This is a genomic window from Vibrio hepatarius, assembly GCF_018860525.1.
GTDB lineage: Bacteria > Pseudomonadota > Gammaproteobacteria > Enterobacterales > Vibrionaceae > Vibrio > Vibrio hepatarius_B.
Map to the genome: position 1 here is coordinate 1 of NZ_JAHKPM010000065.1, position 14,329 is coordinate 14,329.

Annotated in this window: 13 protein-coding genes and 1 pseudogene; 7 read left to right on the forward strand and 7 right to left on the reverse strand. The window is 40.2% G+C overall.

The features are described from left to right. Positions 1–474, forward strand: a pseudogene (locus KO511_RS19170) (immunity 49 family protein); the annotation flags it as partial. A gap of 73 nt (positions 475–547) precedes the next feature. Here KO511_RS19170 and KO511_RS19175 read toward each other — a convergent pair. Beyond that, complete coding sequence (locus KO511_RS19175; RefSeq protein ID WP_215988996.1) at positions 548–775, reverse strand: glutaredoxin family protein; 228 nt, start codon at positions 773–775, stop codon at positions 548–550. Positions 776–882: 107 nt separating this feature from the next. On the opposite strand from KO511_RS19175, the gene KO511_RS19180 reads away from it, so the two are divergent. Together KO511_RS19180 and KO511_RS19185 are read left to right on the forward strand one after the other, a co-directional pair. Then, positions 883–1,386, forward strand: a complete 504-nt coding sequence (locus KO511_RS19180; protein ID WP_215988997.1) for a M48 metallopeptidase family protein — start codon at positions 883–885, stop codon at positions 1,384–1,386. A 93-nt stretch (positions 1,387–1,479) separates the two neighbouring features. Further along, positions 1,480–1,674 (forward strand): hypothetical protein, encoded by a 195-nt coding sequence (locus KO511_RS19185; protein WP_215988998.1) that lies wholly within the window; start codon positions 1,480–1,482, stop codon positions 1,672–1,674. Between the two features lie 4 nt (positions 1,675–1,678). Here the strand turns inward: KO511_RS19185 and pilW are convergent, their stop codons facing one another. Continuing rightward, on the reverse strand, positions 1,679–2,356 hold the full coding sequence (gene pilW, locus KO511_RS19190; RefSeq protein ID WP_215988999.1) for a type IV pilus biogenesis/stability protein PilW: 678 nt from the start codon (positions 2,354–2,356) through the stop codon (positions 1,679–1,681). Between the two features lie 120 nt (positions 2,357–2,476). Between pilW and KO511_RS19195 the strand changes: the two genes are divergently transcribed. Next, entirely contained in the window at positions 2,477–3,280 is an 804-nt protein-coding gene (locus KO511_RS19195) for an alpha/beta fold hydrolase (protein WP_215989000.1), read from the forward strand. 120 nt (positions 3,281–3,400) lie between these two features. On the opposite strand, the gene metA is transcribed toward KO511_RS19195, so the two are convergent. Then, positions 3,401–4,342, reverse strand: coding sequence for a homoserine O-acetyltransferase MetA (metA, locus tag KO511_RS19200; protein ID WP_215989001.1), 942 nt, complete (start codon positions 4,340–4,342; stop codon positions 3,401–3,403). Positions 4,343–4,467: 125 nt separating this feature from the next. On the opposite strand from metA, the gene KO511_RS19205 reads away from it, so the two are divergent. The 3 genes from KO511_RS19205 (at position 4,468) to KO511_RS19215 (ending at position 7,542) form a co-directional block, all read left to right on the forward strand. Beyond that, on the forward strand, positions 4,468–4,845 hold the full coding sequence (locus KO511_RS19205; protein WP_215989002.1) for an AAA family ATPase: 378 nt from the start codon (positions 4,468–4,470) through the stop codon (positions 4,843–4,845). 131 nt (positions 4,846–4,976) lie between these two features. Next, the gene (locus KO511_RS19210; RefSeq protein ID WP_215989003.1) at positions 4,977–6,707 is read left to right on the forward strand and encodes a glutamate decarboxylase; all 1,731 of its coding nucleotides are present in this window, start codon (positions 4,977–4,979) and stop codon (positions 6,705–6,707) included. A 106-nt stretch (positions 6,708–6,813) separates the two neighbouring features. Further along, positions 6,814–7,542, forward strand: a complete 729-nt coding sequence (locus tag KO511_RS19215) for a protease inhibitor I42 family protein (RefSeq protein ID WP_215989004.1) — start codon at positions 6,814–6,816, stop codon at positions 7,540–7,542. 250 nt (positions 7,543–7,792) lie between these two features. Here the strand turns inward: KO511_RS19215 and KO511_RS19220 are convergent, their stop codons facing one another. From KO511_RS19220 to tssM, 4 genes are all read right to left on the reverse strand, one after another. Further along, positions 7,793–8,758, reverse strand: coding sequence for a tripartite tricarboxylate transporter substrate binding protein (locus tag KO511_RS19220; RefSeq protein ID WP_215989175.1), 966 nt, complete (start codon positions 8,756–8,758; stop codon positions 7,793–7,795). Positions 8,759–9,098: 340 nt separating this feature from the next. After that, positions 9,099–10,067 carry a glycerophosphodiester phosphodiesterase family protein gene (locus KO511_RS19225; RefSeq protein ID WP_215989005.1) on the reverse strand — a complete coding sequence of 323 codons (969 nt, stop codon included), beginning with the start codon at positions 10,065–10,067 and terminating at the stop codon, positions 9,099–9,101. Between the two features lie 116 nt (positions 10,068–10,183). After that, complete coding sequence (locus KO511_RS19230; protein ID WP_215989006.1) at positions 10,184–10,942, reverse strand: protein kinase domain-containing protein; 759 nt, start codon at positions 10,940–10,942, stop codon at positions 10,184–10,186. A gap of 1 nt (position 10,943) precedes the next feature. Then, the gene (gene tssM, locus KO511_RS19235) at positions 10,944–14,327 is read right to left on the reverse strand and encodes a type VI secretion system membrane subunit TssM (protein ID WP_215989007.1); all 3,384 of its coding nucleotides are present in this window, start codon (positions 14,325–14,327) and stop codon (positions 10,944–10,946) included. Between the last annotated feature and the right edge of the window lie 2 nt (positions 14,328–14,329).

Sequence of the window (14,329 nt, forward strand, 5' to 3'; positions counted from 1 at the left end):
CGCGTGCTGTTTCGCTTAGTTAGAGCATTTTTTATTGACGATGACCCAGTGCCAATGGGTGAGCGGATCAATGATTTGGTGCGCTACTCAAGCCCCGAGTATGTTGGTGGAGAGTTAGTGCAAGATTACACCAACTATTTGCTCTTGCCATTGGCTGAGCTTTTGGTGTCGATTCATCACCCAGAAAGGGAAACACGCTATCCAGCTAAGCTTAAGCAAGCGTTGGAGTGTCATATTCAATATTACACTGATGTGGGTAAAGCGGATTCACCCAGTATTAAAGGTGATACAAAAGGCTGGTTTACTATTTGGATCACGGCGCTGGCCGCGCACGCTTTTGAAGCGCGCGGCCTTGAGCCCACCATTGATAGTGAATATATGCCGCTGTGGCTGGTAAAAGGTGAGTTTCCAAAGTTTTATGCCCTAGACCCAGAGCATAAGCAGTTATTCCCTCACCAAGCTGAAGATGCCTAAAAGGCCATAAACCCAAAGCCCCTTAGCTTAAGTGCTAAGGGGCTTTTTTATGCGCTCGGTTAAAACTTGCGCTTTAACTTTTATACATCTTCTCAAAGTTACTCTGGTTCCAACCAATCATGTAACGGTCGCCAATTTTAATCACAGGAAGAGAGCGAGCGCCAATTGCATCAAGTTCTTTACGGCCGCGCTGCATTTTGGCATTGGTGAGGCGGTATTTGTAGCCTTTAGAATCCAAGTATTTTTGCGCATCTTTACAGTGTGGGCACTTGTCTGCGACATATAGGACAAGTCGTTTCATGAGGTGTTCCTACTAATTGATTAACTGCTGAGTGTAATCAAAAGGGGATGAATGGCAAGCTTGAATCCAGTAGAATTTGGTGATTAATGGGCAAAATGAGTATAAGAATGGATCCCGCGCTTCGGTATATACAAGGCTACCCAGAGCATATTATTGCCCCAGTGACGCAGATGTTTGAGGCTAAGCGTTTGCTAACTTGGTTTAAAAAACGCTATCCCGATAATCACCATATCAAAAGTGAGAAAGCGTTATTTGAGTACACAATGGCGATTAAAAATCGCTATATGAAGAAAACGGCGCCGCTTAGAAAAGTAACCTACGATAATAAAATACACGTGATCAACAATGCGCTAGGTTTGCACACGTATGTGGCGAAAGTGCACGGCGGAAAAATAAAATCCAACAATGAAATCAAAATTGCCAGCGTGTTTAAAAACGCGCCCGAGCCGCTGTTAAGGATGTTGGTTGTGCATGAGTTAGCCCATTTAAAAGAAAAGGAACACAACAAGGCGTTTTATCAGCTTTGCTGCCATATGGAGCCGGATTATCACCAACTTGAACTCGATGCTCGATTATTTATGATAGTGCAGCAGATAAGTGATTCGAACTAGGCGTGAATCATAGCGGCTTAAGTGCGTTTATAAAGCTATTCTGATCAATAAAGCATTGGTGTTAGTGCACACGATAAAGAGGATACTAGGCTCATGGAAATCGAAATTTATCTGCCATGTGATCCTGAGTGGTTCTGTGACACATTGCTCGTACTATTTGCAGCACTTTTTCTTATGGGGCTTATTGGTTTTGCTTTTATTGTTCGCAATGAGTACTTAAAAATTCAACGATCTTCGCAAGTGAGGAAACGTCGTAAAACGCCCTTACAGCAACGAAAAAAACAATAGGGAGCTATTTCGGCTGTGTTTTTAGCGGCAATTTTTTCTTTTCTATGTCGGCTAAAAGTGTGAGCGAAAGAGGGTGTTGACCAAATCTATGCTCAAACTGGTTAATATGAGCAAGCGCCGCATCAAAATGGCCGCGCTCTATTTCTAATTGGGCTAAGTTTAACAGGGTTTGTGGCCGATTTGGATCATGTGCCATGGCTAGGCGTAAACTGACAATTGCCTGTGAAGGCTTGCCCTCTTTTAACCAGCATAAAGCGGCGTTTTCGTAAGAATCGGCAATGCGATAATAATCGGGCTGAGTAACAGCCTTAGCAAATTGTTTTTGAGCAAGCTGATATCTTGACCGTTTGCAGAGGAAACTGCCGTAATCATTCAGAGTATTGCCATTGTTTGGCTCACTTCGCTGGGCATTCTCATACATCTTTTGCGCTTGTTCAAATTCTAAAACTGTTTCTAGATAATGTGCCATCGCAAGTTGCGAGCGATAGTACTTGGGCGCATGCTCAAGTGCCATTTGAAGGTTTTGCTTGGCTTTGACCGTATTTTTTTGTTGCAGGTAACGCATACCAAGTGCAATTCTAGCATCGGCTTTAAGCCGTTGGTTTGAATTAACAGCAGGACCCGTTGTTGACGTCACACAGGCAGTGAGGAAAACAATAGTAAAGACGATGAAAACGCGCATTCTAATTCAGTATTTTTTAGATTAGTTTGAATGTATTACGCTTAAGCTCCGGTCTCATCATTATCGACACATTTGTGCGTGTTGAATGGCAAGAATAAAAGCAACATAAGGAAACAAGGTGTGAGAAAACAAGTGGTTTGCGCGACTATTGTGAGCTTTTTGGCGGGGTTGTCGATTAAATCTTCACTGGCTTCAGAATTAGACACGACAACTCACTATACCGATGAAGGTATTGCTTATCTTGAACTCGGTAATCCAGCGAGTGACTATCGTTTGATTTTTATCCATGGCTCACCAGGTAGCAAGGAAGGTTATCAGGACTATTTGGCAGACCCTTGGTTGTTAGAGCATGCCCAATTAATATCTGTGGACCGAATAGGTTATGGTCAATCTCCTAATCGTCTTGAAGCAAAAATTAGCCAGCAATCAACACTTCTTCAACCACTGCTTGCCAAGGACAAGAAGAATATTGTGGTGGGTCATTCTCTTGGTGGACCAATAGCACTGTCGTTAGCCCTTCAAATTCCTGAGTCAGTCAGTGGTTTGGTGTTTATTGCACCTGCGTTTGATCCAGAATTAGAAACACCAAAGTGGTACAACATACTCGCTGATACTTGGTTAGTGAGTTTGTTTCTGAACCACAACTGGTCGATGTCTAATGGAGAAATGATGTCGCTTGCCGATGAATTAGCACTATTGAGTGCTAAAGATTGGCAAAGTTTAGACAACATACCAGTGACTTTGATCCATGGTGACGAAGACACCATTGCCGACCCAGACAACTCAGAGTTTGCGATGGAACATTTAACTGGCAATTTAAAGAAATTGGTCAAAGTTGAAGGTGAAGGACATTTCATTTTGTGGAAGAACCCAGCCAAGATCATTGCTGAAATAAAGCAAATGCTCGAATTAATGCAAAAGTAAAATGAAGCTCCACGCTGATGGCTAAATGGAAGGCTGCAAATGATAGGTTATTTGGACTAGAGCTGCTAAGTTAACTCACTTAAGGCGGCTGGAATAATTCAGCCGCCTAGCTAAGCAGTATTAATCATCTTTAGTAAAGTTTGCTTCGCTAAATTGATTCAAGTCATACGGTGTTTGCTGGTAAACACAATAATTGAGCCAGTTGGAAAACAACAAGTGTCCATGGCTTCTCCAACTGGCAATCGGTGGGTTATCTGGATTATTGTTGGGGTAGTAATTGACTGGCATTACAGGTTCTATTCCTTCACCAAAATCACGAATATATTCATGATGTAGCGTAAGCGCATCGTACTCAGGATGTCCGGTAACAAAGACATTACGCTTGTCTTTGGTCGAGGCGAGGTATACGCCAGCCACATCCGATGTTGCTAAAACATCGAGGTCAGTATGCTCTTCTAAATATTGCGGTGAAAAATCAGCATAACGTGAATGTGGGGCAAGAAACGTGTCATCAAAGCCGCGTAGTAATGGGTGAAAGGCTTGATGAGTTTGGTGATGATACACACCAGACAACTTTTCTTTACGTGTACGTTTAGGCAGGTCATAAAGAAGTTTAAGTCCAGCTTGCGCCGCCCAACAAACGTATAGGGTTGAGGTGACGTGCTCTTTTGCCCACGCCATAATGGTTTGCAGATGCTCCCAATAAATTACATTTTCAAACTGTACTAAGCCAAGCGGGGCGCCTGTAATGATCAATCCATCAAAGTTACGGTCTTTAATGGCTTCAAACTGTCGGTAAAAGTTATTGAGATGCTCAGTAGGTGTATTCTTACTAGGCCTATCGTCAATACGAAGCAGTTCTATGTCTATTTGCAGTGGGCTATTAGAAAGCAGACGAAGAAATTGAGTCTCAGTTTCAATCTTTTTGGGCATAAGATTAAGAATTAATACCTTAAGAGGCCTGATTCCTTGAGTTGAGGCCCGTGACTCAAGCATGACGAAAATATTTTCATGACGTAATACATCACTCGCAGGTAGTTGATCGGGGATCTTAATTGGCAAAGCTTACTCCCTTGGCTATTTGGACGTCTATACATCCAAAATAGCGTAAGTGTATTAAAATGTCGATAGTATTCTTATGACGTTTTACGTTAAAGTTGGAGCCTTGTTATTCGAATTGGTTACTTATGACACTTAAATTAACAATTGTCCGTGGATTGCCAGGATCTGGAAAAAGTACCTTCGCCAAGACGTTGGGTGTGAAACACTTCGAAGCTGATATGTATTTCATTAACGAAAAAGGTGAATACCAATTTGATTCAAATGCAATTTCAAAGGCACACGCTTGGTGTAAAGAAAAAGTTATTCAGAGCTTAAAGAATCGAGAGAGTGTTGTTGTTGCCAATACCTTTGTTAGGAAGTGGGAAATCATCCCTTATTATAAATTAGCTAGTCAATATGGTGCAGAGTTTGAAGTGATCGAATGCCAAGGGGGTTTTGATAACATTCATGATGTGGATTCAAATACGATTGCAAAAATGAAGAAGCGCTGGCAAAAGTGGTAGCGGAGCATTGGTGCGTTAGTCATTTTAATTCGAAGATTCTCTAATGCCTTAATACCTATATGAGCTTGTGTTCATACAATTTGCTTCCTATGCTCAATGGGTTTTAACCAAATAAAGTCAAAGGGCAACAAATGGGAAACATTAACGATATTGAACTTCAAACAGCAAGTACACCGACCTATGGTCGAAGATTGTTCAAAGAGGAGGCACCGACACACAAGATTCCCGATATTGAGCATGATCCACAAGCTGTATACCGATTTATACGAGATGAACTTCAATTAGATGGTAATCCAACGCTGAACATGGCGTCGTTTGTGACCACAGTCATGGATGAAGAAGCGAATCAACTTATCCGCGATAATCTAGGCAAAAACTATATTGATGGTGAAGTTTACAACCGGACATTAGAGATAGAACAGCGTTGTGTAAGAATGCTGCTCGATCTTTTCAATGCACCACATAACATGAAAACTGCCGAAGATCTTGCTCTCGATAAAACCACCCGAAGTGGGTGGGGTACGGTTGCCATTGGTTCTTCTGAAGCACTGATGCTTTGCGCGCTTTCCCACAAAGAGCAATGGAAAAAGAAACGTAAAGCACAAGGTAAAAGTTACGATAAACCGAACATTGTGATTGGTTCCGACGTTCATATTACCTGGGTCAAATACGCTCAATATTTTGATGTTGATATTAAATGGATACCAATTAGCGAAGCTAATAACTTTGTCATCTCATCTGAAGAAGTGAAAAGAGCCGTTGATGAGCATACGACCTGTGTTGTTGCTGTTATGGGGACATCTTACACTGGGCAGAACGATCCAGTAGAAGCGATCAATGATGTGCTGGTTGATATTAAGAATGATTCGGAAAAAGGCTGGGATGTACCTCTTCATGTTGATGGAGCAAGTGGCGGCTTTATTGAACCCTTCCGTGATGATAGCCAAGTGCCGAGATTAAATTGGGATTTCAGGTTAGAGCAAGTGAAAACCATCAATGTTTCTGGTCATAAATTTGGCCTAGTCTACCCTGGAGTTGGCTGGGCATTATGGAAAAACTTCCATGAAATCCCAGACAAACTGTTTATAACCACCAATGTTCTTGGCTTTGATGAATCGACTTACAGCCTTAACTTCTCACGCGGCAGTGCTATGGTACTCGCTCAGTACTACAACTTTTTACGACTAGGTAAAAGGGGCTACAGTGCGGTTGTACAAAACTTGATGTCATTAGCGCATGACTTATCCAATGGTCTAGGCTCATTGCGTTTGACGGTGACTGAACATGACAAAAACACGGGTGAAGAGGAACCAGGTAACATCTTGTTTAAAGACAAACCTATATTTACAGTCATCAATGATGCTGAATACTTTCCTGCTTCCGTTGTCAGGTTAAATTTGAAATATGATGGACAAGATAAGCCATTAACAGATGATGATATTGAAAATTACCTATACTCTGTTCACGATATTTCAGACAAGCTTAAGCAGTCTAATTGGGTGGTCCCCGCTTTTACGATGCCGCTTGAAAAAACACCACCCATCAAAGACGAAAACGATAATGTCATCAAGCCTGCGAATCAGGATGTACCAGCTATTGCGGTTATGCGTATGGTGGTTAAAGAGGGCATTAGCAGAGATATGGTTAGTATACTGATCCAGAACTATGCTGACGCAGTGATAAAACTTGAGCAACAAATTCGTGGTATTCAAAATTCTGATAAGGAATACAAAGCAAGTATCACTTTTGACCAAGAGGCTGCCTGTGGTGCCGTTGATTTGGTTGAGGTCGCATGTTTGAAGCTGCAATACACACAGAAAACCTCAGTCACAGCATCAAGAGTCGCGCTTGGCGCTAAGTAGTTTATAGCCGTGCTAAAAACTAGGTTTTAATGCGGCTTGGCTTAAATGCGAAGTACAGTACAGCTAAACATTTTCTTTCAATTGAATATCAAGTTAGGAGAAAGCGATGAACTCATTGCAAAAAAAGCATGTGCAAAAAGGCAGTATATTTAAAATTGAGCTTAAAGGAAACCAATCTACAGGTTACCGTTGGTGCTTAAAAACACTTCCGAAAAGTCTCATATTGGTAGGTGAAGATCAACACGCAGATCTTCATCTACCTCATATGGTTGGTTATGGTGATACGCAAGTATTCTTTTTAAAAGCCGTAGAGAATACACAAGTTGAAGAAGTTCTAGAGTTTGTGAATATGCGAATACGGAATGAAGACTTAAAAGATATGAAAGTGATGAGCTACAGCATCACAGTTAGTGAATGTGACACAGATGTACCTTACCAAGTAGTCAATAACTACTTCTACAGTGGGCATATTCCCAAAAATGAACAGAAATACTATGTGTTTAGTTCTTTGGAAGAATTTCAGCAGGTATTCTCTCCGGCGGCAACCATGGGACGTCAGGTTTGGTTGACTAAACAAGACTTCAAGAAGAATATTGTTTTGGCCGTGGTAGAGCCACAAAAAGATGCGACCACTGAATACCGTTTAGATGCGAAGCCATTCATTAAGAATGATATGTTAGTGATTGATTATCATACTGAAGACACTAAGACACCTGGAACTGAGTATCGCTTTAGTGAAATTTTGATGGTATCACGCGGTGACTACGATTGCGTCGAATTTATTGCTAATGGGAATAAAGTACAGGTACCAGTTAAAGAAGAAACAACCGCTTAAAATAGTAGGTGGGTAGTTTGACCTTTTTTCCTCAAAAGAAATGCCAGCTAAGTTGGTATTTCTTTTTTATCTGCTTTGTCGTTATCAACCCAATCATTGCGATTTTTGGTGGTGAGAGATAGCTATGCTCCCATAGGAAATTTAGTTTACCGCCGCTGTGCACTGGTGTTCTACGCAAGTTTTCTTCCATCAGGACATAATAATGGCTTTCTATTTCATATACGGGTGGAATGGATAGGGAGTATCTTACCTATTTTAGAAAACCCAGTTTACTTTTCAGATGGCGCATATACCTTTCTTGACCTTCAAGAAAGGTATGAAAATCTTTATCTGCTTTGTAGTTGTCAATCCAACCATTATGGCGCTTAATTTTCTGCCATTCATCAGTTTTGTACATTTTTTGCAGTGCATGATTCCACTTGTTGACTTGCTCTTGGCTGGCCCCCGGCGCTGCAAAAAAACCTCGCCAATTAGCGAAAACGGTATTGTTACCATACTCAGTTAGTGTTGGAATATCAGGTGCAAAATCTAGGCGATTTTGTGCTGTGATAGCAAGGATTTTCATCTGTCCGGATTTAGATAACTCAAGAACCTCACTCAACCCTGTTGATAAGAGTTCCGCTTCATTCGAGAGTAACGCCTCCGTTGCTCTTGCGCCATAGGATGCGTAGTGTATTTTTTGTGGTTCAAAACCTTCGTTTTTTAATGCTAAGGCTATAACTAGATGGTCCATGCTTTCTCGCGCAGAACCACCCGCAATTTTAATTTTACTAGGGTTATCAATAAAGTCTTTAACAACATCTACCCAACTTGTGTATTTGGAGTTAGCGGAAGTGACTATGGCGCCGTAATCAGCGATGGTAGCGGCGACAGGGGTTAAGTCTCGAAAAGATTGAGGAAGTATTCCGTTGAGCGATCTGACTACAATGGGTGTCGAGTTTACCATTAAGGTGTTTGGTTGACGTTTGGCGGTTTCAATTAGATGGGAAATGGCTTTACCACCACCTCCTCCTGATAAATTTTCAAATGACACTTGGTCAACAATCCCTTCTTTGACTAATACATTACCAATGCCTCTAGCAGTCCTATCCCAGCCACCACCGGCTCCCCCAGGTATGAGAAAATGCAGTTTATCAAGATCTACTGCAATAGATTGGCTAGTTAAAGGAGCTGCAATAATAAATGTAATGAGGGGTAGCTTGAATCTATTAAATATAGTTTACGTCCCATATACGTTAGTTTGCCCAAAATTGAGAAATCTATATATTATTTGCTCACGGGCTAGACTGCTTTAAACTAAATGAGGGCTTAACATTATTTATATGCAACCAATTTGTCAATGGTATGTTTGATTATAAAATAATGACTTAAGCGCAAATCTTGCATAATTAGCGACGGTTGGCTTGAGAAGAATACGCATGTTTAAATGCGCTTGTTTATTATTGAGAGGTTTGTGCTTAGAAAATGACTAGGCTACAAACCTCCTCCTATGATTGGAATACTTTATGTGAATAAATTTAGCTACGAAGGTGAATGTGCTCTAACGATATAAAAGACTATTCACATATACTGAGATTTTGTGTCTCATTTCCATAGCACTGAGCTGCTTTAGGTGAATCAACCATGACGGCGTATACACCTAGTGATTTAGCATATTGGTAATCATCTAGGTTATTGACGCCGATTAAAACTATGGTGTTATCACCTGCCTCAAAACATGTAAAATCCTTTTTAGACCATTTGAAAGTGGTCTTCGTTCGGCCTTCTCCCAGCATAAAATGCTCAACCACCTCTACATTTCGTACTAACTCAAATGCATGCCAACCAGGCTGCTCATCTGGAGCTTTACATTGGTTGGAGAGTTTACTGCCAAATAAAATATCTCTTGTTTCAGCGCGACTTTTGAAAATATTTAGAGATGAATATTTTTTGGCTGCATCTGTATAGGATTCCGATGTTGAATAAATACGAGTTCGGTCGACTGAGTCGGTTTGTTCAATAACATCTGCGACGCTTTCAATGTACCTTTTAGCTTCTGCATCTGGAGATTTTAAATCAATGAAGAATTCTGTATGAGGAAACTTAACTAATACTTCCTTTAATGTTGGAATCTTGTACAAGTTGTCATTGTCAGATACTTTATTTTTATAAAATTCATAGCCAGCATCCAACGTTGCTAAATCTCTAGCCTTCATAGAAGACACTTTTGTTGGTTTGGTAAGTTCAGTTAAAGCAGCTAGATCACTCGGTCTATAAAGCACTGGAATGCCATCTTTTGATAACTGTACTGTGATCCAAATAATATGCGCACCACGTTGAATAGATGACTCGATAGTTGGTAGGGTATTCTCTGGGCCATCTGCGGCCCCGCCTCTATGGGCAATGATTAAAGGATTACGATCTTCTGATATGTCATTTACATCATCGGACAATTTTGAAGATATTTCGTTGGGTATGGTTTCTGAGAAGGTAAACCCTATATGACTAAACATAAGCAAAAATAATAAAATCTGAATTTTTTTCATATCCATCTCTATGAACAAAGACTATTGGCCCAATACATAATTGACGGGTAATAGGCCCCTGATATAAACCCGCCTTATCCATCATAAACCATGATTGGTAGGCTTTATATCCGGTATTAACCTGAGTTTTTATCTTTTAGAGGCAGACAGACTAGCTGTTGAGCGTATCTGATCTGTTTAAAAATTAATATTTGGTATCGACTGAAAAGGCTTTCTAACATAGCAGGGTTGTTTGTTTTAACAAAGTCTATTAAAGAGAGCTCAGCGAAGGGGTGAGTTTGCCACATAGTTTGTAGAGAAATAGCCAGTGAGAAATAGTCATGTTGTGGTGATGCCTCTCCAGTTCGTAAATATGGATTTAAGGCACAGAATTTAGGAGTGAGAGAAGGGTTGCAATGGTGCTGATAGTACAAGCCAATTTTCATGATACTGCCTAAATCAATCAATTTAACCTGCCGATCAGATGTGATAATTAGATTTGAGGGTTTGATATCTCCATGAATATAGCCTGTGCCATGTAAAGCGCTTAATGCTTGCTCTGCGCTATTGATGATCAATTTTTTTGTATCAATATCGTGATTATCCACACCATCGGATAAAGAATCAAAAAATTCCAAAATTAGCCAATCGATGCCACTATTCGAACCGTAATCCAAGTATTTGGGCCAATGCAGAGATCTATAGCGATGAAGAAACTCAGCTTCAGTTTTTAGCTGCTGCTTGGTTTGTATGGTATATGCAAATTTAACTATGCTGAGGCCATAATAGGGGTGGGTTGTTAGATAAGTTTGTTGATTGATTAATGAGTACTGGGATATGCCCAATACTCTAAACACGGTTTTTATTTTGTCGCCAAATTCAGTTGGCTCATTCATATCAAATGCTCGATGGCAGTGAGAAAGCTGAGAAAAAATTGGGTACAAATGGGTTATTTTGTCCCTGGGTCTTTATGCTCAACTGAACCTGGCTATCACCGTACTTAATTGCCAATTCTGTCTGTTGAGATGTCGCTGATGCGACTCTGGGTTCTATAAGCCTAAACCATGCCCAGTTGCCTTGGAAACTTTCTGAGGCGATATTGTTGGCCTGAGCTTTAAGTTGAAAGCCAACGGAATCCTGTTCGATTGCTGCAGCGCTCCAGCTTTGTTTAGTCCATAAACGTGGCCCGTGCTGGTAAGTAAAAAGAGGCTTTTCTCCTTGGATAATAAATTCCGTCACATCGGGACTCATTTCCTTAGCTTTTAGCTGGAACTGAAGTGACATACTCTGCGGATCGGCCAAAAACAAAGCACTGCGAATATCACGTGCTTTAGCCATCATTTGCCATACTAAAGGATCTAATGCAAAGCCGGTGTTTGGTAACAATCCATAAAGGTAAGGAGCTCTCTCTTCTGTGGAAAAGTTTTTTAACTTGGTTTGGTAGTATTGATCTAAGGTTCCATCTAACTTGAAGAAAGTGGCAACGTCGGCTGTGCTGGCATCTGAACTAGCCCTTTTGTTGAATGGATAATAGGCTGCAATCGTGGTTTTGTATGGCTGGTAAACCTCTGTTTCCCAAGTGGTATTGAGATAATCGTGGGCTAGACTCATTACGAGCTCATTGGATTGTTGTGTTATTTGACTCAGAATTTGCTGCGAGAATGAAGGTTGTGATGCTTCTTGCTGAGCCAAAACGGAGATTGGATTGCTAGTTTTTATCGTTGCCGTGAGTGCTTGATAAGCGACTTTTTGTGGTTCATCTGCTTGGTAGAATTTGTCTAACCATGTTTCAGCTTGGGTCACTTTACCAAGCAGAGAATCAATGGGCTTGTTTCCTTGCTCGTCTGTAGTGACTTGGTCATGGAATCGTTCAAAAGCGAGTTGAATTTGTCGTGCAGATTCTTTTTTGTCAATATCTTGTTCCGCTGGTTGAGCGTTTTTATCTTTAGTCGGTGTTTGTGGTAATTCTACAGAGGTGTATTTACTTATTGTATTATAAAGTAATGCCAAGGGGTTGTTTGACGCAGTTGTCAGTAATGCCAAGGTTTTTTTTAGCTCGTCAGCATTGGATACATTGGCTATTTTGATATGAGAAATAAAATCACGCCAATAATTTATATAGTCACTCTGATATCTTTGTTTTAAGTCCCGGCTAATACGATACATTTCTGAAGCACTAGGGGAAGTACCAGCAACACCTTCATATGCTTTTAGAGCTTTTTTTAAAATTGGTGAGTCGACCGATAAATCTAATTCATTAAAACCAGAAGGGGTATATAAATAAGGTACCATGTAGCCTGCATAGTTTGGTGAAAAAGACATCAGATTCTGAAAATTACTACCTAACTCTTGGCGGATATCAATTCGTTTTGAATAAACTGATGAATTGAGAATATGCTGGTAAAGCAGGGTTTCGACCCCTGTTTGGCTGATCACTTTTTTTGCCAAGTGCTCCAGTCCTAAATTTGCTTTAATAGGGACGAGGCCTTGAGCAAAAACATCATCAAGTAGAATTCCCAGTTGGGCAATATTAACACTGTCAGCTTCACCTTGTTCTTCTAAAGTGGTAATAAAGTACTTCTTAAGCGCAGCAATATTACTTCGATCAACATTAAACAGTAAGCGATAGTTGTTTAATAGAGATAATGTTTTGGCTTGATCTTCCAAGTTCACATAGACAAACAAATCTTTTTCCAATGTATTTTCCATTGAAGTGATCAGGACTCTTTGCAACTCGTCGTAATAAGCAGTTCGTACGTCATTGACAATACTTGAAGTAGGCATGAAAGGTAATGTATACCATGGCTTGGGCTCTAGGTAGAGTGTATAAATTCGGTTAAGAGAATATAGGTTGGGTATGTTATCTGCCATGTTTTCGATATTGTAAGGTTGTGCTGAAATGGCTTCTTTATACCGCTCAAGCATTGAGTCAGCTTCTGCTTCTATTTTACTTTGATAATCGAAATCTAGTTTTATGTCGATGAGAACAAAAGAAAACAAACTTAACCAAAATAGGGTATAAGCTGTTTGCATCGTTAGTAGTAGGTTTTCTTTACGTCGGTTGACACCTACAAGTTCATGCTCATTGATGATGGTATGTGTCATCAAATGTTGAGCAAATAAAGTTTGTTGTACAGGGATTTGTTGATGTTGCTGAAATTGCTCATACCCTAAGTTTTGATTTACTACATTCGCTAAGACGTCATGTTGTTTTTGAACAACACCGCTATGCGTAAAATAGAAACCTCTAAAATTTAGGCCTTCTTGTAACTGTTCGCCACGATATAGACGGTACAGAAACTCCCATAAACTTTGTTTAAGTAAAGCAAATTGGTATGGAGCTGAACAAATAGCATTGCGATAATCTTGATTCAACTGGGACACTAGTGCAGAACTCATATTCGAGAGTAATTGGGTGATGAGGTTATCGTATTCTTTGTTAAACCAATCGGCTTCAATACCGCCATGAACCAAAATGGGTGAGGTCGCACCAAATACGTCATTTCTTTTTGCTTCATCAAACCCTGAGAAAAACTGGCAGAAGTCGTTAATTTGTCCCATCTGGGTAATGATATTGTAAATAGGAAGATTCAAACCAAAAACACGATTGAACCCCTTAATCTGTGACTTAATCTGATCCGCTTTTTGCGTAATTGTCTCCGTTGATTCTAATAACTCTTTCACATCTGTCGTCAGAATAATGCCATTGAGAGCTTGACGTGGACGCCACTTATTTAGGTTTTGACATAGCGTTTTAACATAAGAAGTATGCTGTTCTTCCCCTAAACTTACCGAGATAAGAATGGAATGATCACTGAGCCAAAATAAAATTGGGAATTCAATATCATTGCCAAAATCATCAACTTTATATGCTTCATAGCCCATTTGAGTAATCGTACTTTTGTCTTTTATAGGGTTATCGCTGAGCAGAATATAACAGGGAAGATCATAGCGACTAAACAGCCGTTTTTTTCTTTTTTGGATGCTTAACATTGATTTAAAATGCTTTGTAAGCAACTTACAACGTTTGTTAATCAATGCTTTTTCTTGATCGGTTGTTTTAGGTTGTAACTTTCTTTTTGAGAGTTGCCAATAAAGAAATAAACCGAGTACTAAAGAAGTCAATAAGGTTATCAAAACACCTACTAAAGTATGGGTAGGGTAAGCGAACCTCCAAGTTAACAGGCCACCTAAAACACAAATGGCGGCGACAAGAAGGAATGTCCAGAGCAGGGAACTTAGCCTGTTATTCTGTGATTGGGACGAATTTGATTCTACCATTG